The 19,025-nt window shown below is 69.4% G+C and carries 20 protein-coding genes; 6 read left to right on the top strand and 14 right to left on the bottom strand.

The genetic code is table 11. The features are described 5' to 3' along the window. The first annotated feature begins 48 nt into the window (after positions 1 to 48). Positions 49 to 1,533 (top strand): DUF349 domain-containing protein, encoded by a 1,485-nt coding sequence (locus ABG090_RS06120; RefSeq protein WP_347757358.1) that lies wholly within the window; start codon positions 49 to 51, stop codon positions 1,531 to 1,533. 77 nt (positions 1,534 to 1,610) lie between these two features. Here the strand turns inward: ABG090_RS06120 and ABG090_RS06115 are convergent, their stop codons facing one another. The 6 genes from ABG090_RS06115 to ruvA all read right to left on the bottom strand — a co-directional run bounded on the left by ABG090_RS06115 (position 1,611) and on the right by ruvA (position 8,574). Then, positions 1,611 to 3,848, bottom strand: a complete 2,238-nt coding sequence (locus ABG090_RS06115; RefSeq protein ID WP_347757356.1) for a bifunctional (p)ppGpp synthetase/guanosine-3',5'-bis(diphosphate) 3'-pyrophosphohydrolase — start codon at positions 3,846 to 3,848, stop codon at positions 1,611 to 1,613. A gap of 20 nt (positions 3,849 to 3,868) precedes the next feature. After that, positions 3,869 to 4,840, bottom strand: coding sequence for a protein translocase subunit SecF (gene secF / locus ABG090_RS06110; protein ID WP_347757354.1), 972 nt, complete (start codon positions 4,838 to 4,840; stop codon positions 3,869 to 3,871). Continuing rightward, positions 4,840 to 6,507, bottom strand: coding sequence for a protein translocase subunit SecD (gene secD / locus ABG090_RS06105; RefSeq protein WP_347757352.1), 1,668 nt, complete (start codon positions 6,505 to 6,507; stop codon positions 4,840 to 4,842). Before secD ends, secF begins: the two co-directional genes overlap by 1 nt. A gap of 3 nt (positions 6,508 to 6,510) precedes the next feature. Then, positions 6,511 to 6,891, bottom strand: a complete 381-nt coding sequence (locus ABG090_RS06100) for a preprotein translocase subunit YajC (protein ID WP_347757350.1) — start codon at positions 6,889 to 6,891, stop codon at positions 6,511 to 6,513. Positions 6,892 to 6,955: 64 nt separating this feature from the next. Beyond that, complete coding sequence (ruvB, locus tag ABG090_RS06095) at positions 6,956 to 7,981, bottom strand: Holliday junction branch migration DNA helicase RuvB (RefSeq protein ID WP_347757348.1); 1,026 nt, start codon at positions 7,979 to 7,981, stop codon at positions 6,956 to 6,958. Further along, complete coding sequence (gene ruvA, locus ABG090_RS06090) at positions 7,978 to 8,574, bottom strand: Holliday junction branch migration protein RuvA (RefSeq protein ID WP_347757346.1); 597 nt, start codon at positions 8,572 to 8,574, stop codon at positions 7,978 to 7,980. Before ruvA ends, ruvB begins: the two co-directional genes overlap by 4 nt. Positions 8,575 to 8,644: 70 nt before the next feature. On the opposite strand from ruvA, the gene ABG090_RS06085 reads away from it, so the two are divergent. Next, a complete protein-coding gene (locus tag ABG090_RS06085) occupies positions 8,645 to 8,839 on the top strand; it encodes a hypothetical protein (protein WP_347757344.1) in 195 nt (64 codons plus the stop codon). Positions 8,840 to 8,851: 12 nt separating this feature from the next. On the opposite strand, the gene ruvC is transcribed toward ABG090_RS06085, so the two are convergent. The 8 genes from ruvC to thrS form a co-directional block, all read right to left on the bottom strand. Further along, positions 8,852 to 9,424 (bottom strand): crossover junction endodeoxyribonuclease RuvC, encoded by a 573-nt coding sequence (gene ruvC, locus ABG090_RS06080; protein ID WP_347757342.1) that lies wholly within the window; start codon positions 9,422 to 9,424, stop codon positions 8,852 to 8,854. Between the two features lie 5 nt (positions 9,425 to 9,429). Then, the gene (locus ABG090_RS06075; protein WP_347757340.1) at positions 9,430 to 10,194 is read right to left on the bottom strand and encodes a YebC/PmpR family DNA-binding transcriptional regulator; all 765 of its coding nucleotides are present in this window, start codon (positions 10,192 to 10,194) and stop codon (positions 9,430 to 9,432) included. Between the two features lie 60 nt (positions 10,195 to 10,254). Next, positions 10,255 to 10,854 (bottom strand): hypothetical protein, encoded by a 600-nt coding sequence (locus ABG090_RS06070; RefSeq protein WP_347757338.1) that lies wholly within the window; start codon positions 10,852 to 10,854, stop codon positions 10,255 to 10,257. Positions 10,855 to 10,892: 38 nt separating this feature from the next. Continuing rightward, on the bottom strand, positions 10,893 to 11,828 hold the full coding sequence (locus ABG090_RS06065) for a DMT family transporter (protein WP_347757336.1): 936 nt from the start codon (positions 11,826 to 11,828) through the stop codon (positions 10,893 to 10,895). 28 nt (positions 11,829 to 11,856) lie between these two features. Further along, entirely contained in the window at positions 11,857 to 12,462 is a 606-nt protein-coding gene (gene pdxT / locus ABG090_RS06060; RefSeq protein ID WP_347757334.1) for a pyridoxal 5'-phosphate synthase glutaminase subunit PdxT, read from the bottom strand. Between the two features lie 2 nt (positions 12,463 to 12,464). Beyond that, on the bottom strand, positions 12,465 to 13,355 hold the full coding sequence (pdxS, locus tag ABG090_RS06055; protein ID WP_347757332.1) for a pyridoxal 5'-phosphate synthase lyase subunit PdxS: 891 nt from the start codon (positions 13,353 to 13,355) through the stop codon (positions 12,465 to 12,467). 34 nt (positions 13,356 to 13,389) lie between these two features. Then, positions 13,390 to 13,908 carry an HIT domain-containing protein gene (locus ABG090_RS06050; protein WP_347757517.1) on the bottom strand — a complete coding sequence of 173 codons (519 nt, stop codon included), beginning with the start codon at positions 13,906 to 13,908 and terminating at the stop codon, positions 13,390 to 13,392. Between the two features lie 137 nt (positions 13,909 to 14,045). Continuing rightward, positions 14,046 to 15,956 (bottom strand): threonine--tRNA ligase, encoded by a 1,911-nt coding sequence (gene thrS / locus ABG090_RS06045; RefSeq protein ID WP_347757515.1) that lies wholly within the window; start codon positions 15,954 to 15,956, stop codon positions 14,046 to 14,048. A 448-nt stretch (positions 15,957 to 16,404) separates the two neighbouring features. On the opposite strand from thrS, the gene ABG090_RS06040 reads away from it, so the two are divergent. The 4 genes from ABG090_RS06040 to ABG090_RS06025 all read left to right on the top strand — a co-directional run bounded on the left by ABG090_RS06040 (position 16,405) and on the right by ABG090_RS06025 (position 19,021). Beyond that, positions 16,405 to 17,448 (top strand): site-specific integrase, encoded by a 1,044-nt coding sequence (locus ABG090_RS06040; RefSeq protein ID WP_347757330.1) that lies wholly within the window; start codon positions 16,405 to 16,407, stop codon positions 17,446 to 17,448. Positions 17,449 to 17,526: 78 nt separating this feature from the next. After that, on the top strand, positions 17,527 to 17,871 hold the full coding sequence (locus ABG090_RS06035; protein ID WP_347757328.1) for a hypothetical protein: 345 nt from the start codon (positions 17,527 to 17,529) through the stop codon (positions 17,869 to 17,871). Positions 17,872 to 18,389: 518 nt separating this feature from the next. Then, positions 18,390 to 18,587 carry a helix-turn-helix domain-containing protein gene (locus ABG090_RS06030; RefSeq protein WP_347757326.1) on the top strand — a complete coding sequence of 66 codons (198 nt, stop codon included), beginning with the start codon at positions 18,390 to 18,392 and terminating at the stop codon, positions 18,585 to 18,587. Further along, a complete protein-coding gene (locus tag ABG090_RS06025) occupies positions 18,584 to 19,021 on the top strand; it encodes a hypothetical protein (protein WP_347757324.1) in 438 nt (145 codons plus the stop codon). The genes ABG090_RS06030 and ABG090_RS06025 overlap by 4 nt, the downstream gene beginning before the upstream one ends. Positions 19,022 to 19,025: the final 4 nt, after the last annotated feature.

The raw sequence follows: 19,025 nt of genomic DNA, 5'->3' as shown, positions 1-19,025 counted from the left end.
GTCGCGGTACGCTCGTCCTGCCCGTTCCCTCGTACGAGAGACTCCGTCATGCCTGAGCCCATCCAGCCCACCGACCCCGACGCGCAGCACAGCGCCACTGAGGATGTCGCGCCCGACGTCGTCGAGGATGTCGCGCCCGGCGCCGCCGAGGCCAGCGACGACGCACAGCCCGCAGCAGACGACGCGCAGCCCGCAGCAGATGAGGCGAGCCCGGACGAGACCCCGGCAGCAGACGAGGCGAGCCCGGACGAGACGCCCGCAGCTGAGGCTGACGCCGCCGCGGCGCCGAGCGGCCCCACGATGGGCGAGCACGTGATCGAGCGCGGCGTTGGCCGCGTCGATGCCGCCGGCACCGTGGCCGTGCAGGACGGCGACGACTGGCGCGTGGTCGGTCAGTTCCCCGACGCGACCCCCGAGGAGGCGCTCGCCTACTTCGAGCGCAAGTTCGCCGACCTCGAGGGCCAGGTGCGCCTGCTCGAGCAGCGGGTGCGCGGCGGCGCGAACGCCAAGGACGTCGCCAAGGCCGCGAGCCACCTGCACAAGAACGTGCGCAGTGCGAATGCCGTCGGCGACATCGCCTCGCTGCTCGGTCGCCTCGACGCCCTCCGCGGCGAGCTGGGTGAGCTCGAGCAGCAGCAGCAGGCCGCGAGCAAGGCCGAGGTGGAGGCCGCGGTCGCCGAGCGCACGGTCGTCGTCGAGTCGATCGAGCGGCTGGCCGCCGGCGACCTCTCCGACGTGCAGTGGAAGCAGATGATGCAGAAGGTCGACGTGCTCTTCGCCGACTGGCAGCGCCTGCAGAAGGACGGCCCCCGCGTGCCGAAGCAGCAGGCGGACGCGCTCTGGAAGCGCTTTCGCGATGCGCGCAGCACGCTCGAGACCGCTCGCCGCAAGTTCTTCGCCGAGCTCGACGCCTCCAACAAGGATGTGCGCGCCCGCAAGCAGGCGCTCGTCGAGCAGGCGCAGGCGCTCGCGCCCAAGGGCGTCGACGGCATCCCGGCCTATCGCACGCTGCTCGACCAGTGGAAGGCAGCCGGACGCGCGGGTCGCAAGGTCGATGACGCGCTCTGGGCGCAGTTCAAGGACGCCGGCGACGTGCTGTTCCAGGCGAAGGCCGAGCAGGCTGCCGTCGACGACGAGGAGTTCGCCGAGAACCTCGTGAAGAAGCAGGCGCTGCTCGACGAGGCAGCACCCATCCTGGAGATGCGGGACCGCACCGCCGCGCGCGACGCCCTGATCCGCATCCAGCAGCGCTGGGACGAGATCGGACGCGTGCCGCGTGCGTCGCTGCGCGACGTCGAGGACCGGATGCGCAAGATCGAGACGCACGTGCGCGAGCTCGACGAGCAGCACTGGAAGAGCAACAACCCCGAGCGCAAGGCGCGCTCGGAGGGCGTCGCCGGGCAGCTCGAGGAGGCCATCGAGAAGCTCGAGGCCGAGCTCGCCGCGACCACCGACGCGAAGCGCAAGTCGGAGATCGAGACCGAGCTGGAGACCAAGCGCTCCTGGCTGCAGGTCGTCGCCGCCGCAGGCTGATCCACCGCGCCTTCGCGGCGAGGAGGCAGGCACGGCCGGTTCGCGGGGGTTCACCCCGCCGGACCGGCCGTGCTGCGTCAGCCGGTGGTGATGCGGTAGACGTCGTAGACGCCTTCGATGCGTCGCACGGCGTTCAGCACGCTGTCCAGGTGCGTGACATCGCCCATCTCGAACGAGAAGCGGCTGATCGCGAGGCGGTCGGTGCCGGTGGTGACGCTCGCCGACAGGATGTTGACGTGGTGCTCGCTCAGCACGCGCGTGATGTCGCTCAGCAGCGCGGCTCGGTCGAGCGCCTCGACCTGGATGTTGACCAGGAACAGGCCCTGCGACCCCGTGCCCCACTCGACCTCGATCATGCGCTCCGGCTCGGCGAGCAGGCCCTGCACGTTCGGGCAGCTGCGCTGATGGACGCTGACGCCCTGACCGCGGGTGACGAAGCCGACGATGTCGTCGCCGGGCACCGGCGTGCAGCACTTCGAGAGCTTCACCAGGATGTCGTCGGCGCCGCGCACGAGCACGCCGGAGGTGCTCGACGGCGGGCGCGGCGCACGCGTGGGCGCGAGGACGCGCGCGGGCTCGTCGTCGGTGGAGCCCTCCTCGGCACGGATGTAGGCGACGACCTTCTCGAGCACCGACTGCGTCGAGACGTGGCCCTCGCCCACCGCCGCGTAGAGGCTGGTGACGTCGTCGTACTTGAGCTGCGCGGCGACCTGCGCGAAGGCATCCCGCCCCATCAGCTTCTGCAGCGGCAGGTCGTGGCGGCGCATCGCCTTCGCGATCGCCTCCTTGCCGACCTCGACGGCCTCGTCGCGCCGCTCGCGCTGGAACCACTGGCGGATCTTGCTGCGTGCGCGGGCAGAGGTGACGAACGACAGCCAATCCTGGCTGGGGCCGGCATCCGGGTTCTTCGACGTCAGCACCTCGACGATGTCGCCGGTGGTGAGCTTGGTGTCGAGCGGCACGAGCCTGCCGTTGACCTTGCCGCCCATCGTGCGGTGCCCGACCTCGGTGTGCACGGCGTAGGCGAAGTCGATCGGGGTGGCGCCCGCGGGCAGCCCGATGACCTTGCCCTTCGGCGTGAAGACGTAGAGCTCCTTCGCGCCGATCTCGAACCGCAGCGAGTCGAGGAACTCGCCCGGGTCGGTCGTCTCCTCCTGCCAGTCGTTGATGTGCTGGAGCCACGCCATGTCGGTCGACGACACCTCGCCGCCGCCCGCGGTGCCCTGCTTGTACTTCCAGTGCGCCGCGACGCCGAACTCGGCGCGACGATGCATCTCCTCGGTGCGGATCTGCACCTCGACGTGGTGCCCGCGAGGACCGATCACGGTCGTGTGCAAGGACTGGTACAGGTTGAACTTCGGCGTGGCGATGTAGTCCTTGAGCCTGCCGGGCATCGGCTGCCAGCGCGCATGGATCGCGCCCAGCACCGCGTAGCAGTCGCGCACCGACGCGACGATCACGCGCACGCCGACGAGGTCGTAGATGTCGGCGAAGTCGTGGCCGCGCACCTGCATCTTCGTGTAGATCGAGTAGTACTGCTTCGGCCTGCCTGCGATGCGGCCACGGATCTTGCCCGCCCGCATGTCCTCGCTCAGCGCCGCAACGACCTCGTCGAGGTAGCGCTCGCGCTCGGGCGCGCGAGCATCCACCAGGTTCTTGATCTCGAGGTAGACCTTCGGCTGCAGCACCGCGAACGAGAGGTCCTCGAGCTCGACCTTGATGGTCTGGATGCCGAGCCTGTGCGCGAGCGGGGCGTAGATCTCCATCGTCTCCCGCGCCTTGCGCTGCGCGGAGTCGTCGGAGACGAAGCCCCAGGTGCGCGCATTGTGCAGGCGGTCGGCGAGCTTGATCACGAGCACGCGGATGTCCTTCGACATCGCCACGACCATCTTGCGGACCGTCTCGGCCTGCGCGCTCTGGCCGTACTTCAGCTTGTCGAGCTTGGTGACGCCGTCGACCAGCATGGCGATCTCATCCCCGAAGTCGGCGCGGCACTGCTCGAGCGTGTAGGTCGTATCCTCCACCGTGTCGTGCAGTAGCGCCGCCGCCACCGTGATCGCCCCGATGCCGAGATCGGCCAGGATCTGCGCGACCGCGACCGGATGGGTGATGTACGGCTCGCCCGACTTGCGGTACTGCCCGCGGTGCGCCTCCTCGGCGACGATGTAGGCGCGCTGGATCAGCCCGGTGTCGGCCTTCGGGTGCTGCGCCTTGACCGAGCGGATGAGCTCGTCGATGGCGCCCGCGCGGTGCGAGCGCGAGAACAGGAACGGCAGCAGCGTGCGGAAGCCTCCGCTGGGCTGCACCTCGCTCATGCTGTCGCTCCCCTACCGGCTCAGACCACGGCCCCCTGGTCGCGCTTGACCTTGACCTGCTCGGCACCGATCTCGTCGTTCTGCCTCAGCTGAGCATAGACAGGCGCGGCGACGAACATCGACGACCAGGTGCCGACGATCGTGCCGATGAACAGCGCCAGCGCGATGTCGCGGAGCGTGCCGGCGCCGAGCGCGAGCGCCCCGATGAACAGGATCGACGCGATCGGCAGCGAGGCGACGATCGAGGTGTTGATGGAGCGCACCAGGGTCTGGTTGACGGCGAGGTTGATCTGGCCGAGCATCGTGCCGCTGGAGCCGGGTGCGGTGTTCTCGCGCACCTTGTCGAACACCACGACGGTGTCGTACAGCGAGTAGCCGAGGATCGTCAGGAATCCGATCACCGCCGCGGGCGTCACCTCGAAGCCGATGACGCCGTAGATGCCGGCGGTCACCAGCAGGTCGAAGGCGAGCGACGAGAGCGCGGCGAGCGACATCTTCCAGGTGCGGAAGTAGATCGCCAGCACCATCGAGACGACCGCGAGGAACACCACGAGCGCGATGAGCGCCTGCCGCGAGATGTCCTGGCCCCAGGACGGGCCGATGAACGAGAACGCCACGTCGCCGGTCTCGACGCCGTACTGCTCGGCCAGGGCGCCGCGGATCTCCGCGGCCTGCTCCTGGGTGACCTCGTCGGTCTGCACGCGCACGGTGTCGGTGCCGAGCGTCGCGACGCGCACGGCGCTGTCGGGCACGATGCCGTCGATCGTCTCCGGCACGCCCTCCGTGGACGCCGACTCGAGGCCCGTGACCCGGAACTCGCTGCCGCCGGTGAACTCGATGCCGAAGGTGAAGCCTCCGCGCACGATGGTGCCGAGCGCCAGCACGATCAGCACGGCCGCGACGACCGTGAACCACAGCTTGCGCTTCGGCACGATCGGGATCGAGCGCTCTCCGGTGTAGAGCTGATTGCCGATGGTGGTGAGCGATGCCATCAGGACTCCTTGCCCGTCGTCGCGGCTGCGGCCTTGCGTTCCGCGATGGTCTGGCGCCGCTGCGCCTCCTTGACCGACTTCCCACCCTTGCCGGCGGCGACGGGCTCGCGGAACCTCGCACGGCCCCGGTAGACGGCCCCGAGCTCGTCCGGATTCAGGCCCGAGAGCCGGTGGCCGGAGGAGAAGAACCGGGTGCGTGAGAGCAGCCTGAGCAGCGGATGCGTGAACAGCGCGACGACGACCACGTCGATGAAGGTCGTGATGCCGAGCGTGTAGGCGAAGCCGCGCACGTTGCCCACCGACAGGAGGAACAGGATCACGGCGGCGAGGAAGCTCACCGCGTCCGAGATCAGGATGGTGCGGAACGCGCGCTTCCAGCCGGTCTCCAGCGCACTCGAGAGGTGCTTGCCCTCACGAAGCTCGTCTCGGATCCGCTCGAAGTACACGATGAACGAGTCGGCGGTGATGCCGATCGCGATCACGAGACCCGCGATGCCCGCGAGCGACAGGCGGTAGCCCTCGGTGCTGGAGAGGAAGGTCACCACGAGGTAGCTCAGCACCGCGGCGATGAGGAGCGAGAAGACGACCACCACGCCGAGCGCGCGGTACTGCAGCACCGAGTATGCGACCACGAGCAGCAGACCGATGAGGCCTGCGATGAGGCCCGCCTGCAGCTGGCTCGCGCCGAGCGTGGGTGAGATGGTCTCGTTCGACTGCACCTGGAAGCTCACCGGCAGCGCACCGAAGCGCAGCTGGTCGGCGAGCGACTGCGCGCCCTCCTGCGTGAAGCCGCCGGTGATCTGCGCGTTGCCGTCGGTGATGATGGCGTTCGAGGTGATCGGCATCAGCACCGACGCGTCCAGCACGACTGCGAACTGGTTCGTCGGCTCCGGCAATCCGGTGATGGCACGCGTGGTGGCTTCGAAGTCGGCAGGTCCCTCGCCCTTGAGCTCCAGGTTCACTGCCCAGCCGCCGGTCGCCTGACCCTGCGAGTTGACGGCAGCGGAGACCTGTGCGTCCGCGATGCTCGAGCCGTCGACGGCGACCGGCCCGAGGATGAACCTCGCCGTGCCGTCGGTCGAGCAGGTGAGGAACGGCTGCTCCGGGTCGGCGACCTCGGTCGCGTCGACGTCGGCGCACTGGAGTGCATCGAAATCGGCAAGGACCTCCGGCGTGACCCACGCCTGGTCCCACGGATCGGTGGGCTCGGTGGTCGACTCCTCAGTCGACTCCTCTGCGGCCGGTTCCGTCGGCTCCGGCGTGGAGCCGGGAGCGTTCGCCTGCGCGGAGGCGAGTACCGGGCGGAACTCCATCTTGGCGCTCGCCTGGATGCGCTGCATCGTCGCGGCATCGGGCTCGCCGGGCAGGGCCACGACGATGTTGCGCCCGCCCTGCGTGGTGATCTCGGTCTCCGAGATGCCGGATGCGTCGACGCGCTGGCGGATGATCGCCACGGCCTGGTCGAGCTGCTCCTGCGAGATGGAGTCGCCCTCAGCGAGCCGGGGCTCCAGCACGATCTGCGTGCCGCCCTCGAGGTCGAGGGCGAGCTGCGGCGTCCACGATCCGCCGGCCCACTGCACGGCCGAGAAGTTGACGCCGATCAGGCCGGCGATGAGCACGACCAGCCAGATGAGGGCGCGAGCGCCCCGGGTTCGAGCCTTGGCCACGGATCAGGCGCGGTCGCGAGGCTCGCCGGCCTCGCCAGCGTCGTCGGCAGCGTCTGCAGCGTCGTCGGCGAGCGCGGGCTCGTCCTCGACCACGCGCGCCAGCGTCTGGCGGTGCACGCGCACGATGGTGCCCGGCGCGATCTCGATGAGCGCCTCGTTGCGCTCCTCGTCGATCTCGCGCAGCTCGCCGAACAGGCCGAAGTTCGTCATGATCTCGGCGCCGGGGACCATCTGGTCCTGCAGCTCGGCAGCCTGCGCCTTGCGCTTCTTGTTGCTGCGGAACATGAAGAAGATCATCGCCGCGAGGACGACCAGCATGATCGCGGTGAGCGGGTCGAACGTGAACCCTTGCTGGGCGGTGGCGGTCGTCTGCAGGAACAGCATCGTCTGAAGGGGCCTCTCGGGGGTGGTTCGTCCCGTCGCGTCTGCGCACAGGACCAAACCCCCATCATACCCCGTCGAGCGTCGCTTCCCCGTTGCCCCGTGCCGTGTCGGCGTGCACGTGGCGCATCCCGCTCGGTGTGGCGACCCTGCCGCGCGGCGTGCGCCCGATGAGGCCCTCCCGCACCAGGAACGGCTCGACCACCGACTCGATGGTGTCGGCCTCCTCGCCGACCGCGGCGGCGAGCGTAGAGAGCCCGACCGGTCCCCCGCCGAAGCGATGCGCGATCGCGTGCAGCACGGCACGGTCGATGCGGTCGAGGCCCGCGGCATCGACGTCGTAGAGCTCGAGCGCCGCGCGCACGCCGTCCAGATCGCTCGACCCGGCGTGCACGAGCAGCCAGTCGCGCACGCGTCGCAGCAGTCGGTTGGCGATCCTGGGGGTGCCGCGCGAGCGGCCCGCGAGCTCGGCGAGCGCCGCCGGCTCGATGCCGAGATCCATCAGCCGTGACGAGCGCGCGAGCACGCGCTCCAGGTCGCTCGTCTCGTAGAACTCCAGGTGGGCGGTGAAGCCGAAGCGATCGCGCAGGGGGGCCGGCAGCATGCCCGAGCGCGTCGTCGCCCCGACGAGCGTGAAGGGTGCGAGCTCCAGCGGGATCGACGCGGCGCCCGCGCCCTTGCCCACCATGATGTCGATGCGGAAGTCCTCCATCGCGAGGTAGAGCATCTCCTCGGCGGCGCGCGACATGCGGTGGATCTCGTCGATGAAGAGCACCTCGCCGGGCACGAGCGCCGAGAGCACGGCGGCCAGATCGCCGGCGTGCTGGATCGCGGGACCGGACGAGTAGCGGATGGGTCGGCCGGTCTCCGCGCCGATGATCGTCGCGAGCGTCGTCTTGCCGAGCCCTGGCGGCCCGGCGAGCAGGATGTGGTCGGGCGCGCGGTCCTGCAGCCGAGCGGCGTGCAGCAGCACCTCGAGCTGCCCCTTGACCTTTGGCTGGCCGACGAACTCCTGCAGCGTGGTCGGGCGCAGCGCCCCCTCGAACGCGAGCTCGTCCGGGGTCGCGTCCGGGTCGACGATCGGGTCGGTCACGATCGTGCTCCCGGCCCCAGGATCGCCAGGGCTGCACGCAGCAGCGCGCCGGTCGTGCCGACCGCATCCGGCGCGGCGACCGCCGCGCGCTCGATGGCGTCGGCCGCGGTGCGCTCCGGCCAGCCGAGCCCGGTCAGCGCCGTGAGCACGTCGGCGCGCGCATCCGAGCCCTTGGCGGTCGCGCGGGCGGCGGGCGCGGCGAGCTTGCCCTGCAGCTGCAGGATCAGGAGCTTCGCCGTCTTGGGGCCGATGCCGCTGACCGCTTTGAAGGCGCGCTCGTCCTGCTCCTCGATCGCACGCGCGAGATCGTCCGGCGACAGGTGCGCGAGCACGCCGAGTGCCGACTTCGGGCCGACGCCCGACACGCCGATGAGCAGCTCGAACGCCTCGAGCTCGGCCTCGGTCTCGAAGCCGTAGAGCGAGAGCTCGTCCTCGCGGACGACCAGGTGCGTGTGCAGCGAGACCTCGCGCCCGACGGCCGCGGTCAGCGAGCTCTGCGGCGTGACCGCCACGGCGTAGCCGATGCCGCCGATGCCGACGACGAGGCGCTGCCCGCGGGCGGAGAGGACGGTGCCGTCGAGCCTGGAGATCACCACGTCAGCCTAGGCGGCGCCCGCACGATACGGTGGGTACCGACACCCCTGCACTGCGAAACGGAGCACCATGAACGTCACCACCGTGCTGACCTTCGTCCTGGCGATGGTCCTCTTCGTCGGCGGCCTGCTCGTCATGGGCTACGCGTTCGACACGCCCGGCCTGGAGCTCATCATGTTCTCCGTCGGTCTCATCATGCTCTTCATCGCCTCCGCGATCCCCGCGCTGCTCTGGCGCGCCGGCCACCGCCGCTCGCAGCAGTAGCGCCGGGGCCGCTCAGCGGCGAGCACGGCCAGAGCGCGCACTCGCCTCGGCCGCAGCCCACGCTCGCTGGGCGGGCGTGATCGCACCGGCGCCTCGCGCCACCGGTTGCGGACGCCAGCCCTCGGCGATCGCGATCGCCAGCGCATCCGCGGCATCCGCCGGCTTCGGCGCAGCCTCCAGCCGCAGCAGCCGACGGACCATCTCGCCGACCTGGCGCTTGTCGGCGGCGCCGTAGCCCGTCACCGCCGCCTTGACCTGCGTGGGCGTGAGCAACGCGATCGGGATCTCGCGCTCGGCCGCTGCCCGCAGCACGATGCCGGAGATCTGCGCGACACCCATGACGCTGCGCAGGTTCGCCTGGGCGAAGACCTGCTCGAGGGCGATCGCGTCGGGACGATGCGCGTCGATCGCCGCTTCCACGCCCCTGCCGATGCGCAGCAGCCGCTGCTCGATCGGCTCGTCAGCGACCGAGCGCAGCACCTCCACGTGCACCAGGCTCGGGGTGCGCTGCACGACGTCGATGACGCCAACGCCGCAGCGCGTGAGGCCCGGGTCGACGCCGAGCACGCGCACCGACCCCGGCACAGGCGCTACTCGTCGTCCTCGTCGAGCTGCGCCTGCACCTCGGGCGTGATGTCGACGTTGGCGTAGACGTTCTGCACGTCGTCGCTGTCCTCCAGCGCGTCGATGAGGCGGAAGATCTTCCGCGCGGTCTCGGCGTCGACCTCGACCTTGAGGTTCGGCACGAACTCGACATCCGCCGAGTCGTAGTCGATCCCGGCATCCTGCAGCGCGGTGCGCACCGCGACGAGGTCGGTCGCCTCCGAGAGGATCTCGAAGCCGCCGCCCTGATCGGTGACCTCCTCGGCGCCGGCGTCGAGCACCGCGAGCAGGATGTCATCCTCGGTCACGCCGTCGGTCTTGGTGACGGAGACGACGCCCTTGCGGTTGAAGTTGTAGGCGACCGAGCCGGGATCGGCCATCGCCCCGCCGTTGCGGGTCATGGCCGTGCGGACCTCGGCAGCCGCGCGGTTCCGGTTGTCGGTGAGGCACTCGATCATGAGCGCCACACCGCTCGCGGCGTAGCCCTCGTAGAGGATCGTGGCGTAGTCGATCGACTCGCCCGTGAGTCCCGCGCCGCGCTTGATGGCGCGGTCGATGTTGTCGTTGGGAACGCTCGTCTTCTTCGCCTTCTGCACGGCGTCCACGAGCGTCGGGTTGCCGCTCAGGTCGGCGCCGCCGATCTTCGCGGCGACCTCGATGGTCTTGATGAGCTTCGCGAACGACTTGGCACGGCGGGCGTCGATCACGGCCTTCTTGTGCTTCGTGGTCGCCCACTTGGAGTGTCCGGACATGGTGCTTCCTGATCGCGGGTCGGGGTCGCCCCATCTTATCCGCGCTGGAGCCGACGACGGTCAGGGACGCACGCCGCCCGCGCGCAGCTCCAGCGCGGCGAGCGCCTCCAGCGATCGCGCATCGGCGCTGCGGAGCGCCGCGACGGGGTCGGGCGCCGCTGCCAGCACGCGCGCCGCGGGCTGGGCGACGAGCGCGCGCAGCGCCAGCAGGTCCCGCCCCTCGCGCGACCGCGCCAGCTGTCGGGTCGAGCGCGCGCGCAGGACGAAGCGCAGCCGCGGCCACCACCAGACCACCAGTACGAGCAGCAGCGGCAGCAGCCACAGCGCGGTGCCCACGGTGCCGGCGAGCGTCTCGATGCCGCTGCGCAGGCTCGACCCGGCCGCGGCCAGGTCGTCGGCGGGCCCAGCGGCGTCCCGGAAGGGTTGGGCCACGCCGTCGCCGATGAGCGGCACCTGCGCGAGCGCGTCGCCCGCATCCGTCATCGTGGTCGAGAAGCCGCTGCCGGCATCCTCGATCTGCGTGCCGAGGGCGCCGAGCGCGGCGATCGCGTCGCGCACCTGCTGCGCGATCCAGACGGCGATGACGACGGTGGCGATCGAGACCAGGTCGCCGGTCGCCTGCCAGGTCGCGCGAAGGGGTCGGCTGGAGTAGAGCTGCACGTGCCGATTCAACCAGGCTGATGCAACCAGGCCCGGGATCAGGCGGGCGCGGCCAGCTTCGGCTTGGGCCGCTGCCCCACGAGGATGCCCGCGCCGATGACGACCGCGGCGCCCACCACCTGCCAGAGCCCGAGCTGCTCCCCCAGCACCACGACGCCGAGCGTGACCGCGACCACGGGGATCAGGTAGGTGACCGTGGCGGAGACCGTCGGGCCGACGGCGCGCACGACCTCGAACTGCAGGATGTAGGCGATCCCCGTGCCGATCGAGCCGAGGGCGATCACCGCCGACAGCGCCAGCGGCAGCGCATCCGCATCGCCGTGCACGCCGACCGGCGACCATCCCTCGACGGCGCTCCAGCCGAGCAGCGCGAGCAGCGCCATCGGGAAGCCCAGGATCATGAGCGCGGTCGGATGCGCGAGACCGGGCACCTCGCGGTGCGCGAGCAGGCGCCGGTTGAGCGTCCAGCCCACCCCGTAGGAGGCGCCGCCCAGCACCGCGATGCCGAAGCCGACGAGGTCGGGCCCCGACTCGGTCGTCCAGGGCTGGGCGATGAGCACGACACCCGCGAGCCCGAGCAGCACGGCCAGCAGCTTGCGCGTGGTGAGACGGTCGCTGGGCAGCAGCAGGAGCGCGAACAGCACGGTCGCGACGGGCGTGATGGCGTTGCCGAGCCCGGCCGCGGCGGAGGACACGCGCGTCTCGGCGACCACGAACGCCGTGAACGGCAGCGCGGTCAGGAACAGCGAGCACACGGCGAGCAGCCCCCAGGTGGTCAGATCCTTCGGCAGCCTCGCCCGCGTCGCGACCGCGAGCAGCACGAGGGTGACGGCGGCGATGCCGATGCGCAGCGTCGCGATCTGCATCGGGTGCAGCGCCTCGAGGCCGACCTTCATGAGCAGGAACGAGGAGCCCCAGATGACGGCGAGCGAGATCCACATGGCCTGCCACGGGACGCGACCGAGGGCCGTCATCGCGTGCGCCGCGCGACGCGGTCGACGGTCATGCTCGCCGGCCGGTGACGTGGTCGAGGAACCGGCGGTGGAACCGCACCTCGCCGTCGACCTCCGGGTGGAAGGCGGTCGCCAGCAGGGCGCCCTGCTCGACCGCGACCACCCGGTCGTCGACGCGCGCGAGCACCTGCACGCCGTCGCCGATGCGCTCGACCGCGGGTGCGCGGATGAAGGTCGCGTGCACGGGCGGGGCACCCAGCACCGGCACGTCCAGCTCGGCCTCGAAGGAATCGACCTGGCTGCCGAAGGCGTTGCGTCGCACATCGACGTCGAGACCGCCGAACGGCAGCTGCGTCGGCAGGCCGTCCAGGATCCGATCGGCGAGCATGATGAGGCCGGCGCAGGTGCCGTAGACGGGCATGCCCGATCCGATGCGCGCCACGATCGGCTCGCGCAGGTCGAAGAGCCTGGCGAGCTTGTCGATCACGCTCGACTCGCCACCGGGGAGCACGAGCCCCTCGACCTCGGCGAGCTGGGCGGGCGTGCGCACGAGCGACACGTCGGCGCCCAGCGACGCGAGCACGGCGACGTGCTCGCGCACGTCGCCCTGCAGCGCGAGGACGCCGACGCGGCTGACGCCGCGTCGGTCCGCCACCCCTACCAGCCGCGCTCTGCGAGCCGGTGCGGCGCGGCGAGGTCGGCCACGTTGATGCCGACCATCGCCTCGCCGAGGCCTCTGGAGGCATCAGCGATCGCCTTCGGGTCCTCGAATGCCGCGGTCGCCTTGACGATCGCCGCCGCGCGGCGCTCGGGCTCGCCCGACTTGAAGATGCCGGAGCCGACGAACACGCCGTCGGCGCCCAGCTGCATCATGAGTGCCGCGTCGGCGGGCGTCGCGACGCCGCCGGCGGTGAAGAGCACCACGGGCAGGGCGCCGCGCTCCGCCACCTCGGCGACGAGCTCGTAGGGCGCCTGCAGCTCCTTGGCGGCCACGTACAGCTCGTCCTTCGACAGCGTCTGCAGCCGACGGATCTCGCCCTTGATCGTGCGGATGTGCTTGGTGGCCTCGGAGACGTCGCCGGTGCCGGCCTCGCCCTTCGAGCGGATCATGGCCGCGCCCTCGGTGATGCGGCGGAGCGCCTCACCCAGGTTCGTCGCACCGCAGACGAACGGCACCGTGAAGGGCCACTTGTCGATGTGGTTGACGTAGTCGGCCGGGCTCAGCACCTCGGACTCGTCGATGTAGTCGACCTCGAGCGCCTCGAGCACCTGCGCCTCGACGAAGTGGCCGATGCGCGCCTTGGCCATGACGGGGATGGAGACCTCGGCCTTGATCGCGTCGATCAGATCCGGGTCGGACATGCGGGCGACGCCGCCCTGCGCGCGGATGTCGGCCGGCACGCGCTCAAGCGCCATCACGGCGACCGCCCCGGCGTCCTCGGCGATGCGCGCCTGCTCGGGCGTGACGACATCCATGATGACGCCGCCCTTCAGCATCTCGGCGAGACCCCGCTTGACGCGTGCGGAGCCGGTGGTGGATTCAGTCATGATCTGGCTTTCGTGGGGGTTGATGGCTGGCGGTTCAGGCTGGCCAAGCGGCTTGGATGTCCTGGCGCATGTCCTCCAGCAGGATGGGCAGCGCCTTCGTCTTCGCGATGATCGGGAAGAAGTTCGAGTCCAGGCTCCATCGCGGAACGATGTGCTGGTGGAGGTGGTCGGCGATGCCGGCGCCGGCGATGCGGCCCTGGTTCATGCCGATGTTGAAGCCCTGGCAGCGCGTCACCTGCGACAGCACGCGCATGGCGGTCTGCGTGAGCACGGCCATCTCGGCGACCTCGTCGGTGGTGGCCTGGTCGTACATGCCCACGTGGCGGTAAGGGCAGACCATCATGTGGCCGGTGTTGTACGGGTAGAGGTTCAGCAGCACGAAGCACGTCTCGCCGCGCGCGACGATGAGCCCCTGGTCGTCGCGCAGCTCGGGCGCGCGGCAGAAGGGGCAGGCGTGCTCGTCGGGCATCTGACCCTGCTGGATGTAGACCATCCGGTAGGGCGTCCAGAGGCGCTGGAAGTGGTCGGGCACCCCCGCCAGCTCGCTCGACATCTGCGTCGGCGCGCCCCACGCGTGCTCCGCCACGAGCGGCGGCTCCTGCGCGGGAGCCGGCTCGAACTGGGGCAGCGTGTCGCGGTGCACGGCCGCGCGCTCGGCAGGCTCGTCGAGGTGACGGGGCTGGTCGTCGCTCACACGTGCGCCTTCGTCTCGATGGCCTCCAGGATGCGCGCGATCGCCTCGTCGACGGGCACGCCGTTGTCCTGCGTGCCGTCACGGAACCGGAACGAGACGCTGCCCGCCTCCTGGTCCTTGGCGCCGGCGATGAGCTGGAAGGGCACCTTCTGGAGCGTGTGGCTGCGGATCTTCTTCTGCATGCGCTCGTCGGAGCGGTCGACCTCCACGCGCACGCCCTTGGCACGCAGCCTGCCGGCGATCTCTTCCAGGTAGTCGGCGAAGTCCTCGGCGACGGGCACGCCGACGACCTGCACGGGCGCGAGCCAGACCGGGAAGGCGCCCGCGTAGTGCTCGAGCAGGATGGCGAAGAAGCGCTCGATCGAGCCGAACAGCGCGCGGTGGATCATGATCGGTCGCTGCTTCGAGCCGTCCGAGGAGGTGAACTCCAGATCGAAGCGCTCCGGCAGGTTGAAGTCGAGCTGCACGGTCGAGAGCTGCCACGAGCGACCGATGGCGTCGGTGACCTTGAGGTCGATCTTCGGCCCGTAGAACGCCGCTTCGCCCGGCTCCTCCACGACCTCGAGCCCGGAGCTCTTGGCGACGCGCCGCAGCGCATCCGTCGCCGTCTCCCAGATTGCCTCGTCGCCGATCCACTTCCCCTTCTCGTCGTCGCGCATCGAGAGCTCGAGACGGAAGTCGGTGAGACCGAAGTCGCCCAGCAGCGACAGCACGAACTCGAGGACCTTGGTGGTCTCCTCCTCGAGCTGCTCGGGCGTGACGAACAGGTGGGCGTCGTCCTGCGTGAAGCCGCGCACACGCGTGAGGCCGTGCAGCGCGCCGGAGAGCTCGTTGCGGTAGACGGTGCCGTTCTCGGCCAGCCGCAGCGGCAGGTCGCGGTAGCTGCGAGAGCGATCCTTGTAGACGAGGATGTGCATCGGGCAGTTCATCGGCTTGAGGTAGTAGTCGACGCCCTGCTTGGTGACGTTGCCCGCCTCGTCGCGCTCCTCGTCCATGTGGATGGGCGGCCAGATGCCGTCGGCATAGGTCTCGAGGTGACCGGAGGTCGCGAAGAGATCCTGCTTCGTGATGTGCGGGGTGTAGACGTAGCTGTAGCCCTGCTCGATGTGGCGCTTGCGGGCGTGCTGCTCCATCTCGCCGCGGGCGATCGCGCCGCGCGGGTGCCAGACCGAGAGGCCGGAGCCGATCTCCTCCGGGAACGAGAACAGGTCGAGCTCGCGACCGAGCTTGCGGTGGTCGCGCTTCGCGGCCTCCTCCAACCGCTCCTGGTGGGCGCGCAGCTCGTCCTTGGTCGGCCAGGCGGTGCCGTAGATGCGCTGCAGCTGCGGCCGGTCGGTCTTGCCGCGCCAGTAGGCCCCGGCAACGCGCGTGAGCGCGAACCCGTTGCCGATCTGCCGCGTGGAGGGCAGGTGCGGGCCGCGGCAGAGATCCTTCCACTGCACCTCGCCCGTCTTCGGGTCGACGTTGTCGTAGATGGTGAGCTCGCCCGCCCCCACCTCGACCGAGGCGCCCTCCGCGGCACTGGCCGCGCCGCCCTTCAGCCCGATGAGCTCGAGCTTGTACGGCTCGTCCGCGAGCTCGGTGCGCGCCTCGTCGTCGGTCACGGCCCGGCGCACGAAGCGCTGTCCCGCCTTGACGATGCGCTGCATCTCCTTCTCGAGCGACTTCATGTCATCGCTGGAGAACGGCTCGCTCAGGTCGAAGTCGTAGTAGAAGCCGTCCTGGATGGGCGGGCCGATGCCGAGCTTCGCCTCGGGGTTCACGCGCTGCACCGCCTGCGCGAGCACGTGCGCGGCGGAGTGACGGAGGATGTCGAGTCCGTCCGGGCTGTCGATCGTGACGGGCTCGACCGTCTGCGTCTCGGTCACCTCGCGGGCGAGGTCCTGCAGCTCGCCGTCGACGCGCATAGCGACGATGGCACGGTCGGTGAAGAGATCGAATCCGGTGGTCACTCATCTATCGTAGGCGTCGCTCGTACCCCGCCGTGCTCAGCCCGGCGCACCGAACGCAAAGAACCCCCGGCATGCCGGGGGTTCTGCTGGTGGGCGATACTGGGTTCGAACCAGTATTTACGATACTGTGTGGATGCCTCATCCGCTCAGCATTTCAGCCCGATTTGCGCCTATCCATGCCGGATAGCACTCCTACCCGCTAGAGTCACTGTTGTCCGCAAATGGACAGCACTAGACACTAGATATTGCACGGGTATTGCACGACGGGGGGCGAAGCATGGCGACGAAGCGTAAGAGGCGTGAGTCCTTCGGGGCCGTCCGCAAGCTCCCCTCGGGGCGCTTCCAGGCCAGCTACATGGGGCATGACGGACAGCGTTACACCGCCCCTTCTACATTCGCCGGGGTGACCGACGCGAGAGCCTGGCTTGCGGCCCGACAGGCGGAGTTGGCATCCGGTCAATGGCAGGCTCACGCAGCCCGCAGACCGACCCCAGCGAAGCCCGCGACCGACACGCTCGACGCCTACGGACGCACTTGGATCGAGACCCGCACGAACCGCAACGGCGAACCCCTCCGCGACCGGACTCGAGTGGAGTATCTGCGCCTGCTCGACACTGCCCTTGCGCCCCTGGCTCCGCAGCGCATGTCAGCGATCACGCCCGAGTCGGTTCGCGCTTGGTACGCGGGACTTGTGAAGTCGGGCCGCAAGACGCTCGCAGCGCGCGCCTACTCATTGCTCAAGTCGATGATGTCCACTGCGGTGACAGATGGGCGACTGACCGCGAACCCATGCATCATTCGGGGCGCTCAGAACTCGAGCACTGGCCGCAAGGTCGAACCCCCCACCGCGACGGAGCTTGCCGCGATCACGGAAGCGATGCCCGACCGGCTGAGGGCCGCGGTGCTCCTAGCCGCGTGGGTAGGGGCACGGTACGGGGAACTCACGGAACTACGCCGCAAGGATGTGCGCACCGTGGACGATGCCGCCGGTCACCTCACTCTCATCAACATCGAACGTGCTGTCACTCAGGTCACTGGTGAGGGTTACAGCGTGGGGCAGCCCAAGAGCGCAGCCGGCGTGCGAGTCGTGCCTGTGCCGCCGCACATTGCACCTGCCCTCGAGGCGCACATGCGAGAGCACGTCGACCCCTCCCCTGACGCTCTGCTGTTCCCTGCTACTGACGGCATCAGCCACCTCCCGCAGTCTTCGCTCGTCAAGCACTTCTACCCTGCGCGCAAGGCGGCTGGACGGCCCGATATGCCCTGGCACGCACTGCGCCACTTCGGGGCGACGAGAGCGGCGCTCGCGGGCGCAACGCTGAAGGAACTGCAGGCACGGCTCGGGCACTCGACTGTCTCGGCTGCGATGCGTTACCAGCACACCGCTGGCCGCGACTTCGAGCTCGCGCGAAGGATGGCCGCGCTGGATAGCAGCGGCGCTCAATAGACCTCAGCAAGAGGAACGCCCCCGACGCGATAGCAGCGCGGCGAGGGCCGGCCAAGACCCACGAAAGGAACCAAGGCCATGAACAACACTATCGACAACCCCGAGGCTGACGCCCGACTCAAGAACGTGAACCTGAACATCCGCGCGTGTTTTGTTTGTTGGGACATCGCTAACTCGACCGTGCTGAGGGAGATGCTGGAAATCTCCACGCAACGCGCCCGCGACTTGTGGGCCGGCCGGAAGCGATTCACGCTCCACGAGCTTGAGTTGGTGTCCGCATTCTTTGATGTCTCGATCGTTTCCTGGTTCGAGGACTCGCGCCCCGTCGTGTCGGAGTGGCGGACAAGCGGTCGAGAGACAGCAGTGATTGGGCGTGCATGGGATCGGCTCGTCACTGAACGCGAGATGAGCCGACACATTTAGACGGGACACGCCACGGCGTGCTAAACTAGTGGCGTGCTCTACTAGTGCGTCCAGACGGGCACCAGAGCGAAGAGCCTTCCGAGCGGAGGCTCTTTCGTTTTGTCGTGCCGACTTGCACTGACGGACGTAGTAGGGCATACTTGGACTACGCAGTACATCTGTGCCCTCAGCTAGACCCAACCCCCGAGCTTGACGCCGGGGGTTTTTCTATGCCCTCGAGTCGACCACGACTTCCTGCGATGACGCAGCACTGACCACTCACCCCGCGTGAGTTGAGCCCGAACGGTAATCCCGTCCGGGCTTTTTTTATGCCCGCTTGTCGGCAGGCATGACCCGCGTTTAGCGGACAACCGCACGACGACGCACGCCCCGAAGTGGAACCGGGACACGTCGCCGCGCACCAACAGCCACCAGCGAGGTGGCGCTCTTGTACGCCCGTCCTACGGGCTCCACCACGGACACAAGTTTGCGCCCCCTCTTGGCGGAGCTGTGTCCGTTTCCGAATAAAGGGGAACGCGATGAACACCACTGCCGAAACCTGGCCGACGATCCGAAACGCAGCCATGCAGTACGGAATGAGCGAAAAGACGATTAGGCGCCGCATCTCAGACGGAACACTCGACGCCCGACGCTTCGGGCCGCGACTCATCCGCATCAACCCAGCAAGCCTCGAACGCTGGGGTCAGTCGCTGCAGTACGTCGGTGGTGCCGCATGACCCATCACGAAAAGGGGAACGGCCCCAAGCCGTCAAACTCTGGGGCCGCTCACAAGTTCACGCACCTCCAGTCTAGCGCCGATCGACCCGACCACGCGACCCGTTTGCGCGAAATCGACGACACTCTCGAAGCCGTCTGGACGGGCCTCGTGTCGGGAACACTGCGGCTCGATCGACTCCGCCAGATGTCGCCGCACGCAGGCGCAATTTACCTGGCCGGATTCGACGCCGGAATCGCGGCACAGGTCGAGCGCGTGAAGCAAGCCGAGTGGACAAGCAACCGCCTGTGGGCCAAGGCATTCCCCGACGAGAACGCCGCCCGCGTGCAGGCACGCCTCGACAAAGCAATCGACGCGATGCCTGCCGGCGTTCTCGAACACTCCCCCGAATATTTTGCGCTGGCGCTCGCCGGTTCGATTGGAGGTGCCGCATGAGTCG

The organism is Agrococcus sp. ProA11 (assembly GCF_039880525.1).
GTDB lineage: Bacteria > Actinomycetota > Actinomycetes > Actinomycetales > Microbacteriaceae > Agrococcus > Agrococcus chionoecetis.
The sequence above is the reverse complement of the archived record's forward strand: the minus strand, read 5'-3'. Positions and strand labels throughout refer to the sequence as shown.

Coding starts and splice junctions, on each gene's coding strand:
- ABG090_RS06030 (WP_347757326.1), top strand. CDS start 18,390: ATGAACACCACTGCCGAAACCTGGCCGACGATCCGAAACGCAGCCATG.
- ABG090_RS06065 (WP_347757336.1), bottom strand. CDS start 11,828: ATGACGGCCCTCGGTCGCGTCCCGTGGCAGGCCATGTGGATCTCGCTC.
- ABG090_RS06100 (WP_347757350.1), bottom strand. CDS start 6,891: ATGCTGTTCCTGCAGACGACCGCCACCGCCCAGCAAGGGTTCACGTTC.
- ABG090_RS06085 (WP_347757344.1), top strand. CDS start 8,645: ATGAACGTCACCACCGTGCTGACCTTCGTCCTGGCGATGGTCCTCTTC.
- ABG090_RS06025 (WP_347757324.1), top strand. CDS start 18,584: ATGACCCATCACGAAAAGGGGAACGGCCCCAAGCCGTCAAACTCTGGG.
- ABG090_RS06075 (WP_347757340.1), bottom strand. CDS start 10,194: ATGTCCGGACACTCCAAGTGGGCGACCACGAAGCACAAGAAGGCCGTG.
- secF (WP_347757354.1), bottom strand. CDS start 4,840: ATGGCATCGCTCACCACCATCGGCAATCAGCTCTACACCGGAGAGCGC.
- ABG090_RS06035 (WP_347757328.1), top strand. CDS start 17,527: ATGAACAACACTATCGACAACCCCGAGGCTGACGCCCGACTCAAGAAC.
- ABG090_RS06050 (WP_347757517.1), bottom strand. CDS start 13,908: ATGTCGAGCGAGCTGGCGGGGGTGCCCGACCACTTCCAGCGCCTCTGG.
- ABG090_RS06120 (WP_347757358.1), top strand. CDS start 49: ATGCCTGAGCCCATCCAGCCCACCGACCCCGACGCGCAGCACAGCGCC.
- pdxS (WP_347757332.1), bottom strand. CDS start 13,355: ATGACTGAATCCACCACCGGCTCCGCACGCGTCAAGCGGGGTCTCGCC.
- thrS (WP_347757515.1), bottom strand. CDS start 15,956: ATGCGCGTCGACGGCGAGCTGCAGGACCTCGCCCGCGAGGTGACCGAG.
- ABG090_RS06115 (WP_347757356.1), bottom strand. CDS start 3,848: ATGAGCGAGGTGCAGCCCAGCGGAGGCTTCCGCACGCTGCTGCCGTTC.